General features: G+C 69.2%; 18 protein-coding genes. All 18 read right to left on the bottom strand.

The genetic code is table 11. The features are described 5' to 3' along the window. Positions 1-20: 20 nt before the first annotated feature. Entirely contained in the window at positions 21-1,376 is a 1,356-nt protein-coding gene (locus tag ACE3Q8_RS12470) for an amidohydrolase family protein (protein WP_374470592.1), read from the bottom strand. Positions 1,377-1,434: 58 nt separating this feature from the next. After that, positions 1,435-2,118 carry an ABC transporter ATP-binding protein gene (locus ACE3Q8_RS12475; protein WP_374470593.1) on the bottom strand — a complete coding sequence of 228 codons (684 nt, stop codon included), beginning with the start codon at positions 2,116-2,118 and terminating at the stop codon, positions 1,435-1,437. After that, positions 2,111-3,403 (bottom strand): lipoprotein-releasing ABC transporter permease subunit, encoded by a 1,293-nt coding sequence (locus ACE3Q8_RS12480; RefSeq protein ID WP_374470594.1) that lies wholly within the window; start codon positions 3,401-3,403, stop codon positions 2,111-2,113. Before ACE3Q8_RS12480 ends, ACE3Q8_RS12475 begins: the two co-directional genes overlap by 8 nt. After that, entirely contained in the window at positions 3,403-4,722 is a 1,320-nt protein-coding gene (gene proS / locus ACE3Q8_RS12485) for a proline--tRNA ligase (RefSeq protein WP_374470595.1), read from the bottom strand. Before proS ends, ACE3Q8_RS12480 begins: the two co-directional genes overlap by 1 nt. Before the next feature lie 90 nt (positions 4,723-4,812). Beyond that, entirely contained in the window at positions 4,813-5,073 is a 261-nt protein-coding gene (locus tag ACE3Q8_RS12490; protein ID WP_374470596.1) for a DUF1467 family protein, read from the bottom strand. Next, positions 5,073-5,495 (bottom strand): methylmalonyl-CoA epimerase, encoded by a 423-nt coding sequence (mce, locus tag ACE3Q8_RS12495; protein ID WP_374470597.1) that lies wholly within the window; start codon positions 5,493-5,495, stop codon positions 5,073-5,075. Before mce ends, ACE3Q8_RS12490 begins: the two co-directional genes overlap by 1 nt. A gap of 48 nt (positions 5,496-5,543) precedes the next feature. Beyond that, positions 5,544-7,223: a ribonuclease J gene (locus ACE3Q8_RS12500; RefSeq protein WP_374470598.1), complete on the bottom strand. Its 1,680-nt coding sequence runs from the start codon at positions 7,221-7,223 to the stop codon at positions 5,544-5,546. Beyond that, positions 7,223-7,999 carry a type III pantothenate kinase gene (locus tag ACE3Q8_RS12505; protein ID WP_374470614.1) on the bottom strand — a complete coding sequence of 259 codons (777 nt, stop codon included), beginning with the start codon at positions 7,997-7,999 and terminating at the stop codon, positions 7,223-7,225. Before ACE3Q8_RS12505 ends, ACE3Q8_RS12500 begins: the two co-directional genes overlap by 1 nt. Next, positions 7,996-8,736: a biotin--[acetyl-CoA-carboxylase] ligase gene (locus ACE3Q8_RS12510; RefSeq protein ID WP_374470599.1), complete on the bottom strand. Its 741-nt coding sequence runs from the start codon at positions 8,734-8,736 to the stop codon at positions 7,996-7,998. The genes ACE3Q8_RS12505 and ACE3Q8_RS12510 overlap by 4 nt, the downstream gene beginning before the upstream one ends. A gap of 1 nt (position 8,737) precedes the next feature. Next, positions 8,738-10,168, bottom strand: a complete 1,431-nt coding sequence (gene nuoN / locus ACE3Q8_RS12515; RefSeq protein ID WP_374470600.1) for an NADH-quinone oxidoreductase subunit NuoN — start codon at positions 10,166-10,168, stop codon at positions 8,738-8,740. A 7-nt stretch (positions 10,169-10,175) separates the two neighbouring features. Beyond that, positions 10,176-11,663 (bottom strand): NADH-quinone oxidoreductase subunit M, encoded by a 1,488-nt coding sequence (locus tag ACE3Q8_RS12520; RefSeq protein WP_374470601.1) that lies wholly within the window; start codon positions 11,661-11,663, stop codon positions 10,176-10,178. An 18-nt stretch (positions 11,664-11,681) separates the two neighbouring features. After that, entirely contained in the window at positions 11,682-13,949 is a 2,268-nt protein-coding gene (gene nuoL / locus ACE3Q8_RS12525; RefSeq protein WP_374470602.1) for an NADH-quinone oxidoreductase subunit L, read from the bottom strand. Positions 13,950-13,959: 10 nt separating this feature from the next. Next, positions 13,960-14,268, bottom strand: coding sequence for an NADH-quinone oxidoreductase subunit NuoK (gene nuoK / locus ACE3Q8_RS12530; protein ID WP_374470603.1), 309 nt, complete (start codon positions 14,266-14,268; stop codon positions 13,960-13,962). After that, complete coding sequence (locus ACE3Q8_RS12535; RefSeq protein ID WP_374470604.1) at positions 14,265-14,885, bottom strand: NADH-quinone oxidoreductase subunit J; 621 nt, start codon at positions 14,883-14,885, stop codon at positions 14,265-14,267. The genes nuoK and ACE3Q8_RS12535 overlap by 4 nt, the downstream gene beginning before the upstream one ends. Before the next feature lie 72 nt (positions 14,886-14,957). Next, positions 14,958-15,449: an NADH-quinone oxidoreductase subunit NuoI gene (gene nuoI, locus ACE3Q8_RS12540; RefSeq protein ID WP_309093106.1), complete on the bottom strand. Its 492-nt coding sequence runs from the start codon at positions 15,447-15,449 to the stop codon at positions 14,958-14,960. 1 nt (position 15,450) lies between these two features. Continuing rightward, a complete protein-coding gene (locus ACE3Q8_RS12545) occupies positions 15,451-15,645 on the bottom strand; it encodes a hypothetical protein (protein ID WP_374470605.1) in 195 nt (64 codons plus the stop codon). Beyond that, positions 15,642-16,739: an NADH-quinone oxidoreductase subunit NuoH gene (nuoH, locus tag ACE3Q8_RS12550; protein WP_374470606.1), complete on the bottom strand. Its 1,098-nt coding sequence runs from the start codon at positions 16,737-16,739 to the stop codon at positions 15,642-15,644. Before nuoH ends, ACE3Q8_RS12545 begins: the two co-directional genes overlap by 4 nt. Positions 16,740-16,741: 2 nt before the next feature. Further along, positions 16,742-18,496, bottom strand: a 1,755-nt coding sequence (gene nuoG / locus ACE3Q8_RS12555) for an NADH-quinone oxidoreductase subunit NuoG (RefSeq protein ID WP_374470607.1), incomplete at its 5' end; no start/stop codon positions are given.

Genomic DNA, 18,496 nt, shown 5'->3' on the forward strand with positions numbered 1-18,496 from the left:
CCCGCCGGCCGCGCCTCCGGCTAAGGTCGTCCTTCCGGCGGGAACGGCTGGCGCTGGCCCGCCAGCTTGTGGACGACGCCACGGCGCATGACGAAGGTCGGGCGCTCGAGCTCGGTCACGTCGGCCAGCGGGCTCTTCGCCACGGCGATCAGGTCGGCGTCCTTGCCGGCCTCCAGGCTGCCCAGGGTCTCGGACCGGCCGAGCAGCTCTGCGGCGTCGACGGTGGCGGCCTTGATCGCCTGGGCCGGCGTCATGCCCACCTGGACCATCAGGGCGAACTCCTTGGCGTTCTCCCCATGGGTGGAGACGCCCGTGTCCGTGCCGAACGCGATCTTCACCCCGGCGGCCACCGCGCGCCGGTGATTGTCCATGGCCGCCTTGGCGGCGATCTCGGCCTTCTCGAGCGTGTTGCGGGAGCGGGCGCCGGCGCGGGCCTGGGCGAGCGCCGCCTGCGGCGCGACCATGGTCGGCACGAACCAGGCGCCGGTCCTCTTGAACAGCGCGTCGGTGTCCTTCGTGCCGAAGGTGCCGTGCTCGATGGAATCCACGCCGGCGGCCAGCGCGGCGGCGATGCCGTCCGTGCCGTGCGCGTGGGCGGCCACCTTGCGGCCGAACATGTGGGCCGTGTCGACGATCGCCTTCATCTCGTCGTCGAACATCTGCCGGCCAAGCCCGCCGGCGACGTTGGAATTCACCCCGCCGGTGGCGGTGAACTTGATCACTTCGGCGCCCTGGCTGATCTGGCTGCGCACGGCGCGGCGGCAGTCCTCGGGTCCGTTGCAGACGTTCTCGGCCTGCGACCGGGCGACCGCGGCCAGGTCGCGGTTGAGGTTGTTGGCGGGGTCGGCGTGGCCGGAGGTGATGGCGATGGCGCGGCCGGCCGGAACGATGGTCGGGCCGGAGATCAGCCCGTTGTTGATGCCGTCGCGGAGGGCCGTCACGCTGCGGATGTCGCTGCCGAGGTCGCGGACCGTGGTGAAGCCGGCCTCCAGGGTGCGGCGAGCGTTGTCGATCCCGATGACCAAGTTGTCCTCGATGTCCCGGTTCGGGCCCTCGATCCGCGCGCGCATCTTGTCGTCGTCGTTGAAGATGTGGACGTGCATGTCGATCAGCCCGGGCAGGACGAACTGGTCGCGCAGGTCGACGACGCGTGCGCCCGCCGCGCCGACCGCAGCCGGGTCGAGATGGCCGTCGCGCACCGCCTCCACCTTGCCGCCGCGGATCACCAGCGTGGAGGGCCCGCGTGGCGGCTGGCCCGGACGCGCGAGCAACTGGCCCGCGTGCACCACCACGACGCCCTGCGGCGCCTGGGCGGCAGCGGGCTGGGCGGCGACGAGAGCGATGGCCGCCGCGGCGGCGGCGAGAACGGTGCGCATGGATGCTTCCCCCCTGGAACGGGCGGCACTCTAGCCGCCCGCCGCGGGAGGTCCAGCGTCAGGCCTGCGGTTCCAGGTGGCCGTCGCGCAGCGCGAAGACCCGGTCCATGTGCCGGGCGAGTTCGAGGTTGTGGGTGGCGACCAGAGCCGCCACGCCCTCGCGGCGCGCCAGGTCGTAGAGGTTGTCGAACACCGCCGTCGAGGTGTGCGGGTCGAGGTTGCCGGTGGGCTCGTCGGCCAGCAGCAGCCGCGGCCGGTTGGCCAGCGCCCGGGCGATGGCCACCCGCTGCTGCTCCCCGCCCGAGAGCTGGGCCGGCTGGTGGTTCACCCGGTCCTTCAGGCCGAGCTGCTCAAGGAGCTCCCGCGCCCGGGCCTGAGCGGCCTTGCGCGGCCGCCCGGCGATCATCTGCGGCAGGGCCACGTTGTCGAGCGCCGTGAACTCCGGCAGCAGGTGGTGAAACTGGTAGACGAACCCGACCGTCGCCAGCCGGACGCGGCTGCGCTGGGCGTCGGAGAGGTCGGTGCAGTCCTGGCCAAGCACAGTGATGCGGCCGCCGTTCGGGTGCTCCAGCAGGCCTGCGGCATGCAGCAGCGACGACTTGCCGGACCCGGAGGGCCCGATCAGGCCAACGATCTCGCCGGCCTGCAGGTCGAGGTCGACGCCCTTGAGTACGGTCAGCCCGCCGGCCGCCGTGTCGTAGGTGCGCTCCAGCCCGCGGATGGAGAGGACCGTCTCACTCATAGCGGAGCGCCTCCACCGGATCGAGCCGCGAGGCCCGCCAAGCCGGAGGCAGGGTCGCGAGGAAGCTCATGCCGAGCGCCCAGGAGGTGATGATCGCCACCTCCGCCCAATCCACCTTCGCCGGGATGCGCTCGAGGAAATAGACGTCGGACGAGAACACGGCCTGGCCGGTCGCCCATTCCACGAACTGCTGGATCGGGCCGATGTAGGTGCAGAAGACCACGCCGATCAGCAGGCCGACGATGGTGCCCAGCACGCCGATGGACGCGCCCGACATGAAGAAGATCCGCAGAATGGACCCCTGCCCGGCTCCCATCGTCCGCAGGATGGCGATGTCTCGGCCCTTGTTCTTCACCAGCATGACCAGGCCCGAGATGATGTTCATGGCGGCGATGGCCACGAGCAGCATGAGGATCAGCCGCATGACGTTGCGCTCGACCTTCAGCGCGCCCCAGAACGAGCTGTCCCGCTGGGTCCAGTCGGTGACCATGGCCATGGGGCCGGCGGCGCGATTGACGGCGGCCTTCATGCGCGGCGCCTGGTCCGGATCGGCGACCTTCACCTCGATAACGTCCGCTGTGCCCTCGCGGCCGAAGAAGAGCTGGGCTTGGGCGAGCGGCATGTAGATGTAGGCCTGGTCGTACTGGCTCATGCCGACGGCGAAGGTGCCGCCCACGGTGTAGGCCTTCTGCAGCGGCGTGCCGCCGAAGGCCGTGGCGCCCCCGCTGGGCGAGATCAGGGTGAGGACGTCGCCCGGGGCCACGCCGAGCGCCTGCGCCAGCCGCTCGCCCACCAGGATCACATCGCCGCCGTACTCGCCGGACCCGAAGCCGCGCATGGAGCCGCGGGTGATGTTACCCGCCACGATGGTGGTGGCGGCGAGGTCCTTTGGCGCGACGCCGCGGACGATGGCCCCGGAGATCTGGGTCGGCCCCATGGCGATGGCCTGGGCCTCGATGATCGGCGCCGCCTGAAGCACGCCGGGCACCTTCACGATCCGTTGGACAGCCTCGTCGCGCAGGGGCCCCTCCAGCACCGGACCGGCCACGAACAGGTGGCCGTTGAAGCCGAGGATCCGGCCCAGCAGCTCGGAGCGGAAGCCGTTCATCACGCTCATGACGATGATCAGCGTGGCCACAGCCAGCATGATGCCGATGAAGGAGATGACCGAGATCAGCGCCACGCCGCCCTGGCTGCGCTTGGCGCGCAGGTAGCGGCCGGCGAGCATCCGCTCCCACAGGCCGAACGGCGGGGCCCGCCCGCCGATGGGTCCGGCGTCGGCCATCAGGCGCAGATCGCCTTCAGCGCCTGGTCGAGCGGCAGGGTCTGGCGCTCGCCGGTGGCGCGGCGCTTGATCTCCACCGTGCCCTCGGCGACGCCCTTCGGCCCGACAATGAGCTGCCAGGGCACGCCCACGAGGTCGAGCGAGGCGAACTTCGCCCCCGGGCGGTCGTCGCGGTCGTCCAGGCAGGGTTCCTTCCCCCGGTCGGCGAGCGCGCGGTAGGCCTGCTCGGCCACCTCGTCGACGGCCGACTCGCCCGGCCTCAGATTGACGACCGCCGCGCCGAACGGGGCGACGCTCTCCGGCCAGATGATGCCGCCGTCGTCGTGGCTGGCCTCGATGATCGCGCCCACCAGGCGCGAGACGCCGACGCCGTAGGAGCCCATGTGCACCGGGACCTCCTTGCCATCGGGGCCCGCCACCTTGGCGCCCATCGGCTTGGAGTACTTCTCGCCGAAGTAGAAAATGTGGCCGACCTCGATGCCGCGGGCCGTCATCCGGTCCCCTTCGGCGGCTTCCGCCTCGAAGCGGGCCTGGTCGTGCATCTCGTCGGAGGCGGCGTAGAGGCGAGTGCGCTGCTCGACGAGCGGCTGCAGGTCGCCGTCCCAGTCGATGTCGGGCCCCGGCGCGCCCATCTCCACCAGGTCGCGGTGGGCGAACACCTGGCTCTCGCCGGTCTCCGCCAGGATGATGAACTCGTGGGACAGGTCACCGCCGATCGGGCCGGTGTCGGCGCGGACCGGGATCGCCTTCAGGCCGAGCCGGGCATAGATATTCAGGTAGGCCAGGAACATCCGGTTGTAGGCCCGCCGCGCGCCCGCCTCGTCGAGGTCGAAGGAATAGGCGTCCTTCATCAGGAACTCGCGGCCGCGCATCACCCCGAACCGGGGGCGGCGCTCGTCGCGGAACTTCCACTGGATGTTGTAAAGATTCTTCGGCAAATCCTTGTAGGACTTCACATAAGACCGGAAGATGTCGGTGACGACCTCCTCGGCCGTCGGGCCGTACAGCAGGTCCCGCTCGTGGCGATCCTTGATGCGGAGCATCTCCTCGCCGTAGTCGTCATAGCGGCCGCTCTCGCGCCACAGGTCGGCGAGCTGCAGGGTCGGCATCAGGATCTCGACGGCGCCCGCGCGGTTCATCTCCTCGCGCACGATCTGTTCGATCTTCTTCAGCACCTTAAGGCCGAGCGGCAGCCAGGCGTAGATGCCGGCCGCCTCCTGGCGGATGAGCCCGGCGCGCAGCATCAACTGGTGGGAGACGATCTGGGCGTCGGCCGGCGCCTCGCGCAGGGTCGGCATGAAGTAACGCGAGAGGCGCATGGGTCTGGTCGGTGTCCCTGGTGGTTCAGCGAGCGGCCCTGATAGCCCCCGCCGCCTCAGCTTGGCAACCGAAGCCGCGGACCGCGCGCCCTAGTAGCCGGAGGGCAGCGACGGCAGCTTCACGAGGCCGAAGTGGATCACCGCCCAGACCACGACCCAGACAATGGCCGAGATCCAGGTGGTGGTGAGGAACTTCTTCTTCAGCTTGGGATCGACCGGGGCTGCAGGATCGCCTCCGTCCCCCTTGTCGATGCCGGCCTGGGCGTGGCTCGTCACCCCCCACGGGAGGACGGCGAACAGCACCGTCCACCAGATAGTGATGTAGATCGCGATCCCGGTGACCGGCCCCATCAGTGGGCTCCCTTCGGGGTTTCCATCAGCTCCACCAGCACCCCGCCCATGTTCTTCGGATGGACGAAGATCACCGGCGTGCCGTGGGCCCCGATGCGGGGCTGGCCGTTGTTGAGCACGGTGGCGCCCTTGGCGGCCAGGTCGTCGCGCGCGGCGATGATGTCGTCCACCTCGAAGCAGACGTGGTGTTGCCCGCCCATTGGGTTCTTCTCAAGGAAGCCCTTCAGCGGCGAGTTGTCCCCGTGGGGCTCGATCAGCTCCACCTGGCTGTTGGGCAGGTCCACGAAGCAGACCCAGACCCCCTGCTCCGGCATCGCGAAGCGCTCGCCGATCTTCGTGGCGCCCAGCACGTCGCGGTAGAGCTTCACCGAGTCCTCGATGGAGGGGGTCGCGACGCCGATATGGTTCAGTCTTCCGATCATGCGGATGCCTATACGCCTGCGCGGGCGCGCGCGCGAGATCACGCCGCGTCAGACCCTCAGGACGATGGTCTCCACGACGGGTCGGCGGCCCCAGATGCGCTGGCTGGCCTTCTTCACGGCGCGGGACATGGCGGTCTCCACCGTGTCGTCCAGGCCGAGGTCCTCGCGCTTCAGCCGATCGAGCGCGTTCTCGGCCTCCTCGGAGAGGTCGTCCAGGACATCGTCCAGCGGATAGTCCTCGTCGGTGGGCAGGCCAAGGGCGCGAACCTCGGGGCCCGCCAGGATCTTGCCCTTGCGGTCGAGGACCACGGAGACCGCCAGCATGCCGTTGTAGGCGGCGTGGCGGCGTTCGCGCAGGGCTTCGCCGTTCTCGGGCGTCAGCACGCCGGCGTCTACGAACAGCCGCCCGGCCGGCACTTCGTCGATGATTTCGGCCCGGCCAGGCGCGAGCCGGACCATGTCGCCGTTGCGGGGAGCGACCTGCTGCGGGACCTGCAGGTCGCGGGCGAAGGCCACGTGCTCCAGCAGGTGGCGGCGCTCGCCGTGGGTGGGGACGGCGATCGTCGGGCGGGCCCAGCGGTACATCTCGGCGAGTTCGTCGCGGCACGGGTGGCCGGAGACGTGGATGCCCGGATGGTCTCGCTCGGTGTAGAGGCGCACGCCGCGCTCGGTGAGCTTGTTCTGCAGGTTGCGGATCGGGATCTCGTTCCCCGGGATCACCCGCGAGGAGAAGATGCAGCTATCGCCGGCCCCCAGGTTCACGTGCGGGTGGGTGCCGTCGGCGATCCGCGACAGCGCCGCCCGCGGCTCGCCCTGGCTGCCGGTGCAGAGGTAGAGGATCTTCTCGGCTGGGAAATAGCCGGCCTCCTGGTCGGAGACGAACTCCTGGACGTCCTGCATCAAGCCCACGGACTTCGCCGCGGCCGCCATGCGGTGCATGGAGCGGCCCACCAGGCAGACGCGCCGCCCGTTGGCCTCGGCGGCACGGATCACGCTGTCCATCCGCGCCACGTTGGAGGCGAAGCAGGCGACGGCGATCTTGCCCTTCAGGCCCGCGATCAGCGGCACCAGGGTGTCGCGCACCTCGGCCTCCGAGCCGGCCACGCCGTCCACGAAGACGTTGGTGGAGTCGCAGACCATCGCCAGTACGCCCTCGTCGCCGAGCTTACGGATGGCCTCCTGGTCGGTCGGGGCGCCCAGCACCGGGTCGGGGTCGATCTTCCAGTCCCCGGTGTGCAGCACGGTGCCAAGCGGCGTCTTGATGGCGATGCCGTTCGGTTCCGGGATGGAGTGCGTGAGGGTGATCAGCTCCATCCGGAACGGGCCGAGCTCGATGACGCCGCCCAGCGGCACCTCGGTGATCTCCACCTCTTCCAGCAGATCGGCCTCGCGCAGCTTCTCGCGCAGGACGAAGGCGGTGAACGGCGTGGCGTAAACGGGCGCCTTGAGCCTGGGCCACAGGTGGGCGACCGCGCCGATGTGGTCCTCGTGGGCGTGAGTGACCACGATGCCGAGGATGCGCTCGGCGTACTCCTCGATGTACTCGGGATCGGGCAGTATCACCTCGACGCCGGGCGTGGACTGGTCGCCAAAGGTGACGCCCAGGTCGACGATCACCCATTTTCGGTCGTGCGGCGGGCCGAAGCCGTAGAGATTGAAGTTCATGCCGACCTCGTTCGACCCGCCGAGCGGCAGGAAGACGAGCTCGTCTTGGGCGTCACGCGCCATCAGGATGCTTTCGTGTTGCGGCGCCAGATCTCCAGCATGCCGCGTATGGTGAGGTCGGGGTCGAAATGGTCGATGGCGTCGGTGGCGCCGTGGAACAGCGAGGCGACGCCGCCGGTGGCGATCACCTTCATCGGCCGGTCCTGTTCGGCCCGGATGCGGGAGATAAGGCCTTCGATCAGGGAAATGTAGCCCCAGAACACGCCTGACTGCATCGCGCCCACCGTATCCGTGCCCACCACCCGCTGGGGCTTCTGGATGGCGACCCGCGGAAGTTTGGCCGCCGCGGTGTGCAACGCCTCCATGGACAGGTTGATCCCGGGCGCGATGACGCCACCCTCGAACGCCCCGTCGGGGGCCACCACGTCGAAGGTCGTGGCCGTGCCGCTGTCGATGACGATCAGCGCGCCGTCGTAGACCACGTGCGCGCCGATGGCGTTGACCAGCCGGTCGGCGCCCGCTTCGGACGGCTTGTCGATGCGCACGTCGATGCCGAGCACGGCGTTCTCGCCGATCACCAGCGGCTCCACTCGCAGGTAACGGCGGGCGAGGTTCCGCAGGTTGAAGATCGACTGCGGCACCACGCTGGAGATGATGCAGCCGTTGAACACGCCGAGCTGCAGCCCGGCCATGGCCAGGAGCTGCGACAGCCAGACGGCGTACTCGTCGGCGGTGCGGCTGGAGTCGGTGGCGGCGCGCCACTGAGCGGTCCAGCGCTCCCCGTCATGGACCGCGAAGAGGGTGTTGGTGTTGCCCTGCTCGATCGCCAGCAGCATCAGGATCCCCCGAAGAATACGTCGCCTGCCGTTATGCGCTCCAGGCCGCCGTCGTCCAGCCTGAGCCGCAGCGCGCCATCCAGGTCCAGGCCCTCTGCGACGCCGGTGACCGTGCGGCTGGGCAGCCGGGCCTCGCAGCGCGCCCCCAGGCCCATGGCCCGTTCGGTCCAGCCGGCGGCGATCGGCGCGAAGCCCTGGGTGGCCCACAGCCTGCGCCAGGCCTCGAAGCGGGCGGCGAGCACCTCCAGCGCGTCCAGCGGCTTCGGCGGCGGTCCGGCCATGTGGTCGGCGAAGGCGGTGGCGGGCCGCTCCACGTCCTGCGGCGCATGGGCGAGGTTCACGCCGATGCCCACCGCGAGCCAGAGCCGGCCGTCCTCGCGCGCGCCGGACTCGATGAGGATGCCGACCGCCTTGCGGCCGTGCACGAGCACGTCGTTCGGCCACTTCAGCCGGGCGGCGCCGGCGCCCAGGCAGGTGTCGGCGAGATCGCAGGCGGCGAGCGCGGCCACGAACGAAACCTGCGCGGCCTCGACGGGCGCGAGGTCGGTCGTCGTGAGCAGGGTCGCGGCCAGGTTCCCGCGCTGCGTCGACCAGGCACGGCCGCGGCGCCCACGGCCGGCGGTCTGGAGGGCGGCGGTGATCCAAACCGGTCCGCCCTGCCCCGCCTCGGCGCGTCGCCGCGCCTCGGCGTTGGTGGAGTCGATCTCGTCGTAGGCCTCGACCGGCGGATGATCCGCCAAATCAGGCCAGTCCGAATGCCGCGGCGGCGCGGGCGGCGGCAGGGTCGAGCCAGGCCAGCGCCACCATCACCACGGGGAAGGAGAACAGCGCCAGGACGACCGCGATCAACCGGGCCTCGAAGGCCGGCTTGTCGGTCGCGCCCGAGGCCGCGTCGAACCACATCACCTTGATCAGGCGCAGGTAGTAGAAGGCGGCGACGACCGAGCCCACGAGGCCGGCGACGGCGGCCCAGGCCAGGCCCGCGTCGATGGCGGCCTTGAACACATAGACCTTCGCCCAGAAGCCGGAGAACGGCGGCAGGCCGAGCGCCGACAGCGAGAAGGCGGTCATGGCGAGCGCGATGCCCGGCTGTTCCTTGATCAGCCCGGCCATGTCCTCGATCGTCTCCATCGACCGACCCTGCCGCGAAAGCGCGGCCAGGCAGGCGAAGAAGCCGGTGACGTCGATCATGTAGAGGACCATGAACACCAGCATGGACTGCACGCCCTCGCCGGTGCCGGAGGCGAGGCCCAGCACGGCGTAGCCGATGTTGGCGATCGAGGAATAGGCCCACAGGCGCTTCAGGTTCTTCTGCGCGAGGCCCGCGAAGGCTCCGACGAAGACCGAGATCAGGGCGATCGCGACGAGCACCTGCTGCCACTGCGGCACGGCGCCGGCGAAGCCCTCGGCCAGCAGGCGGGCGAACAGGACCATGGCGGCCAGCTTCGGCGCGGCGGCGAAGAAGGCCACGACCGGCGTCGGCGCGCCTTCGTAGACGTCCGGCGTCCACATGTGGAACGGCGCGGCGGAGACCTTGAACGCCAGGCCGCAGATCATGAACACCAGGCCGAACAGCAGGCCCGTGTTCGCCCCGCCCTGGGCGGCGGCGGCGATGTCGCTGAAGATCGTCGAACCAGCGAAGCCGTAGACCAGGCTCGCGCCGTAGAGCAGCAGGCCCGAGGAGAGCGAGCCCAGCACGAAGTACTTGAGGCCGGCCTCCGAGGCCTTGCCGTCATCGCGCCGCATGGCGGCCAGCACGTACAGCGCCAGCGAGTGCAGCTCGACGCCGACATAGAGGCTGATCAGGTCGCCGGCCGAGGCCATCATGCCCATGCCGAGCGCGGCCAGCAGGATCAGCACCGGGAACTCGAAGTTGCGCACGCCCCGCCGCTCGAACCAGCGCTGGCCGAGCGGGATGGAGATCGCCGAGGCGATGTAGATGGCGACCTTGGCGAAGGTGGCGGCCTCGTCCGAGATCAGCCCGCCGGCGAAGGCGCGGCCGAAGGGGCCGGTCGCGGCGGCGAAGGCCGCGCCCAGCAGGACGACGATGGCGGCGGCCGCCAGGGCCGTCGTCATGCGCGGGGCGAAGGCGCCCCAGACGAGCAGCACGAGCGCGCCGCCCGCCAGGATCAGCTCAGGAAAGGCGAGGCCGAGGTCGGCGGAGAACGTCATTGTCGGCTTAGCCCCCGACAGCCGCGCGGTAGACCGAGACGAGCTGGTCGACCGAGGCCGCAGTCACGTTGAACACGGAGTTGGGCTGGACGCCCAGGTAGAGGGTGGAGACGATCAGCGGCAGGAAGATCACCCACTCGCGCCAGTCGAGGTCCTCGATGCCGGCGAGCTTCGGGTTGGTGAGCTCGCCGAAGACCACGCGGCGGTACAGGGTCAGTGCGTAGACCGCCGACAGGATGACCCCGGTCGCCGCCACGATGGCGGTCCAGGTGGACGCCTGGTAGGCGCCGGTCATGGTCAGGATCTCGCCGACGAAGCCCGAGGTGCCCGGCAGGCCCACATTGCCCATGGTGAAGAGCAGGAACACGGCCGCATACCACGGCATGCGGTTCACGAGGCCGCCGTAGAAGGCGATCTCGCGGGTGTGCATCCGGTCATAGACGACGCCGACGCACAGGAAGAGCGCGCCCGAGATCACCCCGTGCGAGATCATCTGGAACAGCGCGCCCTGCTCGCCCTGGGCGTTGCCAGAGAAGATGCCCATGGTCACGAAGCCCATGTGGGCGACGGAGGAGTAGGCGATCAGCTTCTTGATGTCGGTCTGCCGGAACGCCACCAACGAGGTGTAGACGACCGCGATGACGCTCAGCGCGAACACCAGCGGCGTGAACAACTCGGACGCGTTCGGGAACATCGGCAGGCTGAAGCGCATGAAGCCGTAGCCGCCCATCTTCAGCAGGATGCCGGCCAGGATCACCGAGCCCGCGGTGGGCGCCTCGACGTGGGCGTCGGGCAGCCAGGTGTGCACCGGCCACATGGGCATCTTCACCGCGAACGAGGCGAAGAAGGCGAGCCAGAGCCAGGTCTGCAGGCCCGGGTCGAACTTGTAGGCCATCAGCTCGGGGATCGAGCTGGTGCCGGCGATGCCGATCATGGCGAGGATCGCCGCCAGCATCAGGACCGAACCTAGCAGGGTGTAGAGGAAGAACTTGAAGGCCGCGTAGACGCGCCGCGCGCCGCCCCAGATGCCGATGATCAGGAACATCGGGACCAGGCCGAACTCGAAGAACACGTAGAACAGCACGAGGTCGAGAGCGCAGAACACGCCGATCACCAGGGTCTCGAGGACCAGGAAGGCGATCATGTACTCGGGGACGCGGTTCTCGATGGAGCGCCAGGAGGCCGCGATGCACAGCGGCATCAGGAAGGCGGTCAGCAGGACGAACAGCACCGAGATGCCGTCGACGCCCATCCGGTAGGAGATGCCGGCGAACCAGGGGACCTCCTCCAGGAACTGGAAGCCCGGGTTGGCGGTGTCGAACTGGACGACCAGCAGGACCGACAGCAGGAAGGTGGCCAGGGTGGCCACGAGCGCGATCCACTTGGACGCGTTCACGACGCCCGCGTCCTCGCCCCCGCGCACGAGGCGCAGGATCAGGATGCCGGCCACGCCGACCAGCGGCGCGTAGGTGATGAGGGACAGGAGCCCGGTCATTGTCTCTACGCCCTCCCCTTAGGCGTTCCAGGCCCAGAGGGCGTAGGTGAGCAGGCCCGCGACGCCCAGGAGCATCACGAAGGCGTAGTGGTACAGGTAGCCGGTCTGCAGTCGGCCCGTGCCGCGGCCGACGGCGTAGGACACGGCCGAGACGCCGTCGGGGCCGAGGCCATCGATGACCTTCTGGTCCCCGCCCTTCCAGAACAGGTCGCCGAAGAACTTCGCGCCGCGGACGAAGGTCGCGTCGTAGAGCTCGTCGAAGAACCACTTGTTGTAGAAGAACAGGTAGAGCGGCCCGCCGCGGGCGGCGAGGCGCGCGCCCATGCCCTCGCGCAGCAGGTACATGTAGGCGGCGACCAGCAGGCCGAGGACCGAGGCCACCAGCGGGGCCCAGATCACCCAGGTCGGCGCGTGGTGCTCCTCCGCCGTCGAGGCGTCGGTCCCCGGGACCGGGCCGGCGGCGGTCTGGGCGGCATGGCTCGCCGGGCCCTCGGCGGCCGGAGCCGTGGCGTGCGCGGGGCCGCCGTGCTCTGCGGCCGGGCCCGTGGCCTCGGCCTGCGCCGGGGCGTGATGGGCCGGGGCGTTGTAGATCGCGCCGCGCCAGAACTCGGCCTTGTGCTCGCCGATGAACTGGTGGTGGAAGGCGAAGCCCGCGCCGATGGCGCCGATGGACAGCACGATCAGCGGGATCCGCATGGTCCACGGGCTCTCGTGCGGCTTGTGGTCGTGGCCGCCGTGGCCGTGAGCATGGCCGTGGGCGTGATCGTCGCCGGAGAGCGGCTCGTCGTGGGTCTCGATCTGGGCGGCCGTCGCATGGTCGCTCGGCGCGCCGTGGGCGTCGTCGTGACCGTGGTGGTCACGGTTGTGCCAATGGTGCTCGAGGTCCTCGCTGGTCCAGCGGGCGTGGCCGTTGAAGGTGAAGAAGGCCACGCGCCAGGAGTAGAAGGCGGTCAGGCCGGCCACCAGAACGCCGATGATGAAGGCGAAGTAGCCCAGCGGCTGGCCCGCGCCGCCGGCTTCCCAGGCGGCGTGGATGATGGCGTCCTTGGAGTAGAAGCCCGCGAAGCCCAGTTCCACGCCCGGAATGCCCAGGCCGGTGATGGCGATCGTGCCGATGGTCATCACCGCATAGGTGATCGGCAGGAACTTCGAGAGCTGGCCATAGCGGCGCATGTCCTGCTCGTGGGCCATGCCGTGGATCACCGAGCCCGCGCCCAGGAAGAGCAGCGCCTTGAAGAAGGCGTGGGTGAACAGGTGGAACATGGCCGCCTGATAGGCGCCCACGCCCGCGGCGAAGAACATGTAGCCGAGCTGCGAGCAGGTCGAATAGGCGATCACCCGCTTGATGTCGTTCTGGGTCAGGCCGACCGTCGCGGCGAACAGGGCCGTCACCGCGCCGATCACCGTCACGATGGCCTTGGCCACCGGGGCGTACTCGAACATCGGCGAGAGCAGGCAGACCATGTAGACGCCGGCGGTCACCATGGTGGCCGCGTGGATCAGCGCCGACACCGGGGTCGGGCCTTCCATCGCGTCCGGCAGCCAGGTGTGCAGGAAGAACTGGGCCGACTTGCCCATGGCGCCGACGAAAAGCAGCGCGCAGGCGATGTCCATCAGCGGCCATTCACGGCCGGCGAACTCCCAGGTGCGGCCGGCGTTGGCGGCGATCTGCGGGAAGATCTCGGCGAACTGGATGGTCCCGAAGGCCCAGAACACCGTCATGATCCCGAGCGCGAAGCCGAAGTCGCCGACGCGGTTGACCACGAAGGCCTTGATCGAGGCGGCGTTGGCGCTGGGCTTCTTGAACCAGAAGCCGATCAGCAGGTAGCTCGCCAGGCCCACGCCTTCCCAGCCGAAGAAGAGCTGCATGAAGTCGGAGGCGCTGATCAGCGACAGCATCGCGAAGGTGAACAGCGACAGGTAGGCGAAGAACCGCGGCTTGTGCGGATCCTCGGCCATGTACCCCCACGAGTAGAGGTGCACGAGCGAGGAGACCGTCGTCACCACCACCAGCATCACGGCCGAGAGGCCGTCGAGCCGGAAGGCCCAGTTCGACTGGAAGTCGCCCACATGGATGAACGGGGCGTAGGTGACGGTGAACGGCTCGATCGAGCCGTTCATCCAGCCGAGGAACACCACCCACGACAGGGCGGCGGACACGAACAGGAGCGCGGTCGTGACGGCCTGGGAGGGCACGTCGCCGATCTTGCGGCCGAACAGGCCGGCCACGATGGCCCCCAGCAGGGGGCCGAACAGGATGATGCTGACGAGGGTTTCGGCGGGCATGTGTCTGCGCTCAGCCCTTCATCATCGAGGCGTCATCCACCGAGATGTCGCCGCGGTTGCGGAAGAAGGTGACGAGGATGGCGAGGCCGACCGCGGCCTCGGCCGCGGCGACGGTCAGCACGAACATGGCGAAGATCTGCCCCACCACGTTGTGCAGGTAGACCGAGAAGGCCACCAGGTTGATGTTCACGGCGAGCAGGATCAGCTCGATCGACATCAGGATGACGATGATGTTCTTCCGGTTCACGAAGATCCCGAAGACCCCGATCGTGAACAGGATGGCGGCGACCGCCAGGTAGTGCGGAAGGCCGATGGTCATTCGCCGACCCCTTCGCCGGGCTTGAGGGAGACGACGCGCATGCCGGTCTTCGGCGTGCGCAGGACCTGGTCGGCGACGAGCTGGCGCCGGACGCCAGGCTTGTGGCGGAGCGTCAGCACGATCGCGCCGATCATCGCCACCAGCAGCACCAGGCCCGCGGCCTGGAAGAAGTAGACGTAGTCCGTGTAGAGCACCCGGCCGATCGCCTCGGCGTTGGTCACGTCGGTCGCGCCGGCGGCGTTGGGTGTCTCGTTGGCCGCGGCCGCGCCGCGGGTCGCCACGGTCGTGGAGACCATCACCATCTCGATCGCGAGGATGCCGGCGACCACCAGGCCCAGGGGCATGTAGCGTGCGAAGCCCTGCCGGAGCGCGGCGAAGTCCACGTCCAGCATCATCACCACGAACAGGAACAGCACCGCGACCGCGCCCACGTAGACGACGATCAGCAGCATGGCGATGAACTCGGCGCCCATCATCACGAAGAGGCCGGCGGCCGAGAAGAAGGCCAGGATCAGCCAAAGCACGGAGTGGACGGGGTTTCGCGCCGAAACGACGGCGAAGCCCGCCAGGACGGTCACCGCCGCCAGCAAGTAGAATGCGATCGCCTGCAGGGCCATCGGCGGGTTCGAGCTCCCCTAAAAACTGAGTTCTGCGCCTAATCCAGAAGGCCGCGGAATCGCGCGGCTGTCTTAGCGATAGGGCGCGTCGAGTTCCAGATTCTTCGCGATTTCGCGTTCCCAGCGGTCGCCGTTATCCAGCAGGCGCTCCTTGTCGTAATAGAGCTCCTCGCGGGTCTCGACGGCGAACTCCAGGTTCGGGCCTTCCACGATGGCGTCCACCGGGCAGGCCTCCTGGCACAGGCCGCAGTAGATGCACTTGACCATGTCGATGTCGTAGCGAGTCGTCCGGCGCGACCCGTCGGCGCGCGGCTCGGCCTCGATGGTGATCGCCTGGGCCGGGCACACCGCTTCGCAGAGCTTGCAGGCGATGCAGCGCTCTTCGCCGTTCGGATAGCGGCGCAGCGCGTGCTCGCCGCGGAAGCGCGGGCTCTGCGGGTTGCGTTCGTGCGGGTACTGCACGGTCTTCTTGGGACGCACCATGTGCTTCATGGCCAGGCCGAAGGCCCCGGCGAAATCCAGGAGCGCCGCCCCCTTCACCGCCTGTCCGATACGATTGAGCATCTCAGTTCCTCTCGCAGGCGTAGTCTTCCAGGTACTGGGAATTCCCGCCCCGCTTCAGCGTCAGTTTTCCGCCCTTGGCGGCGCAGTCGGACTGCGCGCGCCGCAGGTCGTCGTAGGTGGCGACCCCGCCGGCCGGCATGGCCGTGGCGCAGGCGGTCACGCCCAGCGCCAGCAGCGATGCCAGGAACGTCCTCATGCGCCCGCCGCCGGGCGGAGCACGAAGAGCGCCCAGCCGGAGATCGCGAAGATCGCGATCAGCGAGAACGGCAGGAACACCTTCCAGCCCAGCCGCATGAGCTGGTCGTAGCGGTAGCGGGGCACGATCGCCTTCGCCATGGCCACGAGGAAGAAGAAGAAGATCACCTTCAGGAAGAACCACATGAAGCCGTAGAAGCTCTGCAGCGTCTCCGGCCACTGGTGGACGAACCCGAAGTCGATCGGCGCCTGCCAGCCCCCAAAGAACAGGATGGTGGTCATGGCGCAGATCAGCACGATGTTGGCGTACTCGCCGATCTGGAAGAGCAGGTACGGCGTCGAGGAGTATTCGACGGCGTAGCCGGCCACGAGCTCGGATTCCGCCTCCGGCAGGTCGAACGGCGGGCGGTTGGTCTCGGCAAGGCCCGAGATGAAGAAGATGCCGGCCAGCGGCACCATGAAGATCAGCAGCGGCAGCTTTGCCAGGCCGCCCGGGCCGCCGAACACGTACCAGTTCCAGAAGCCGCCGGCCTGGCTGGCGACGATGCCCTGCAGGTTCATGGTGCCGGCGAGCACGATCACCGCCACGATGATGAAGCCGATGGAGACCTCGTACGACACCATCTGCGCCGCCGACCGCAGCGAGCCCAGGAACGGATACTTCGAGTTCGAAGCCCAGCCGCCCATGATGATGCCGTAGACGCCGAGCGAGCTGATCGCGAACAGGTAGAGGATGCCGACGTTGATGTCGGAAACCACCCAGCCGGGGGCCAGCGGGATCACCGCCCAGGCGGCGAAGCCCAGGGTGAAGGCGATCATCGGGGCCAGCAGGAAGACCGCCTTGTCGGCGCCGGCCGGGATGACGATCTCCTTCAGCAGGAACTTGCCGAAGTCGGCGAAGGACTGCAGCAGGCCGAACGGACCGACCACGTTCGGCCCTTTGCGCATCTGCACGCCCGCCCAGATCTTGCGGTCGGCCAGCAGCAGGAAGGCCAGCGAGATCAGGATCCAGACCATCACGGCCAGGATCTGGCCGACGGTCAGCAGGGTCCAGCCGCCGGGGGTCGCCCAGAAGCTTTGGGTCGCAGGTTCCATGCCTACTCCGCGGCGATCTTGGCGGCGCCCGAAGCCAGGGCGGCGCACTCGGCCATCGTCACGCTGGCGCGGGCGATGGGGTTGGTGAGGTAGAAGCTCTTGATCAGGCTGACGAACGGCTCATCGCGCAGGTCGCCGGCCCCGCCGAGGGCCGCGAAGTCGAGCCCCCTCGCCGCCTCCGGACCGGACACGTAGTCGATCCGGCCGAAGGTCGGGTGCTCGGCGAACAGCTTCGCGCGAAGCTGGTCGAGGCTGTCGTACGGCAGCTTGCGCCCCATGCGCTCCGAGAGCGCGCGCAGGATCGCCCAGTCTTCCCGGGCCTCGCCCTTCGGGAACACGGCGCGCGAGCCGAGCTGAACCCGGCCCTCGGTGTTCACGTAGAGCCCACTCTTCTCGGTGTAGGCGGCGCCCGGCAGGATCACGTCCGCGCGGTGCGCGCCGGCGTCGCCGTGGGTGCCCAGGTAGACGATGAAGGCGTCGGAGGCGGTGAGCTCGATCTCGTCGGCGCCCAGCAGGAACAGGACGTCGGCGCCGCCCGGCGCGACCAGCTCGCGAGCGGTCTTGCCGCCTGGGCCCGGCACGAAGCCGAGATCGAGGCCGCCGACGCGGCTCGCCGCCGTGTGCAGCACGTTCCACGCCGCGCCGAAGCTCTTCGCCGCGGCGGCCGCGGCTTTGAGCACCGCCGCCCCGTCGGCGCGGCTGAGCGCGCCGGCGCCGACGATGATCGCCGGGTTCTTGGCTTCCTTCAGCGCCTTGACGAAGTCGTTGCGCTGACGGGACAGGCCGGCCAGCGTCTGAGGTCCCGCGCCCAGGTAGTCGTAGGCGTAGGTCAGGTCGGCCTGCTCGCCGATCACGCCGACGCGCAGGGCGCCATTCAGCCAGCGCTTGCGGAGGCGGGCGTTCAGGACCGGCGCCTCGAGGCGCGGATTGGTCCCGACCAGGAGGACCACGTCGGCGTCCTCGATGCCGGCGATGGTCGAGTTGAACAGCCAGCTCTCCCGCGGACCGTCGCCCAGCGCCATGCCGTCCTGGCGGCAATCGGTGGACTGAACGCCCAGGCCGCGGAACAGGTCCAGCGTCGCCTTCATGGACTCGGCGTCCTGCAGGTCGCCGGCGATCACGCCGATGCGGTCCGGGCTGGCGGCGCTGAGGCGCGCGGCCACAGCGTCGAGCGCCTCGTTCCAGGTGGCGACGCGCAGCTTGCCGTTCTCACGGATGTAGGGCCGGTCGAGCCGCTGGCGCGAAAGCCCGTCGACGGCATAGCGGGTCTTGTCCGAGATCCACTCCTCGTTGACGTCCTCGTTGATGCGCGGCAGCACGCGCAGCACCGCGGGGCCGCGGGCGTCGACACGGATCGCCGAACCCAGGGCGTCGTGCACGTCGACGGTCTCGGTCTTTTTCAGCTCCCAGGGGCGGTAGTTGAAGGCCCACGGCTTGTGGGTCAGCGCGCCCACCGGGCAGAGGTCGATGACGTTGGCCGATAGTTCCGACGACACGGCCTTGTCGAGGTAGGTGGTGATCTCGACGTCCTCGCCGCGGGAGATCAGGCCGATGTCCGGCACCCCGGCCACTTCGGTGATGAAGCGGACGCAGCGGGTGCACTGGATGCAGCGGGTCATGACCGTCTTGATCAGCGGACCCATGTACTTCTCTTCGACCGCGCGCTTGTTCTCCGCGTAGCGGGAATCGTCGCGGCCATAGCCCATGGCCTGGTCCTGCAGGTCGCACTCGCCGCCCTGGTCGCAGATCGGGCAGTC

The sequence above is a fragment of the Phenylobacterium sp. genome, assembly GCF_041913825.1.
Lineage (GTDB): Bacteria > Pseudomonadota > Alphaproteobacteria > Caulobacterales > Caulobacteraceae > Phenylobacterium.

Coding starts and splice junctions, on each gene's coding strand:
- ACE3Q8_RS12475 (WP_374470593.1), bottom strand. CDS start 2,118: ATGAGTGAGACGGTCCTCTCCATCCGCGGGCTGGAGCGCACCTACGAC.
- nuoK (WP_374470603.1), bottom strand. CDS start 14,268: ATGACCATCGGCCTTCCGCACTACCTGGCGGTCGCCGCCATCCTGTTC.
- ACE3Q8_RS12470 (WP_374470592.1), bottom strand. CDS start 1,376: ATGCGCACCGTTCTCGCCGCCGCCGCGGCGGCCATCGCTCTCGTCGCC.
- nuoN (WP_374470600.1), bottom strand. CDS start 10,168: ATGACGTTCTCCGCCGACCTCGGCCTCGCCTTTCCTGAGCTGATCCTG.
- ACE3Q8_RS12480 (WP_374470594.1), bottom strand. CDS start 3,403: ATGGCCGACGCCGGACCCATCGGCGGGCGGGCCCCGCCGTTCGGCCTG.
- nuoI (WP_309093106.1), bottom strand. CDS start 15,449: ATGCTCAATCGTATCGGACAGGCGGTGAAGGGGGCGGCGCTCCTGGAT.
- ACE3Q8_RS12545 (WP_374470605.1), bottom strand. CDS start 15,645: ATGAGGACGTTCCTGGCATCGCTGCTGGCGCTGGGCGTGACCGCCTGC.
- nuoL (WP_374470602.1), bottom strand. CDS start 13,949: ATGCCCGCCGAAACCCTCGTCAGCATCATCCTGTTCGGCCCCCTGCTG.
- nuoH (WP_374470606.1), bottom strand. CDS start 16,739: ATGGAACCTGCGACCCAAAGCTTCTGGGCGACCCCCGGCGGCTGGACC.
- mce (WP_374470597.1), bottom strand. CDS start 5,495: ATGATCGGAAGACTGAACCATATCGGCGTCGCGACCCCCTCCATCGAG.
- ACE3Q8_RS12490 (WP_374470596.1), bottom strand. CDS start 5,073: ATGGGGCCGGTCACCGGGATCGCGATCTACATCACTATCTGGTGGACG.
- ACE3Q8_RS12500 (WP_374470598.1), bottom strand. CDS start 7,223: ATGGCGCGTGACGCCCAAGACGAGCTCGTCTTCCTGCCGCTCGGCGGG.
- ACE3Q8_RS12520 (WP_374470601.1), bottom strand. CDS start 11,663: ATGACCGGGCTCCTGTCCCTCATCACCTACGCGCCGCTGGTCGGCGTG.
- ACE3Q8_RS12535 (WP_374470604.1), bottom strand. CDS start 14,885: ATGGCCCTGCAGGCGATCGCATTCTACTTGCTGGCGGCGGTGACCGTC.
- proS (WP_374470595.1), bottom strand. CDS start 4,722: ATGCGCCTCTCGCGTTACTTCATGCCGACCCTGCGCGAGGCGCCGGCC.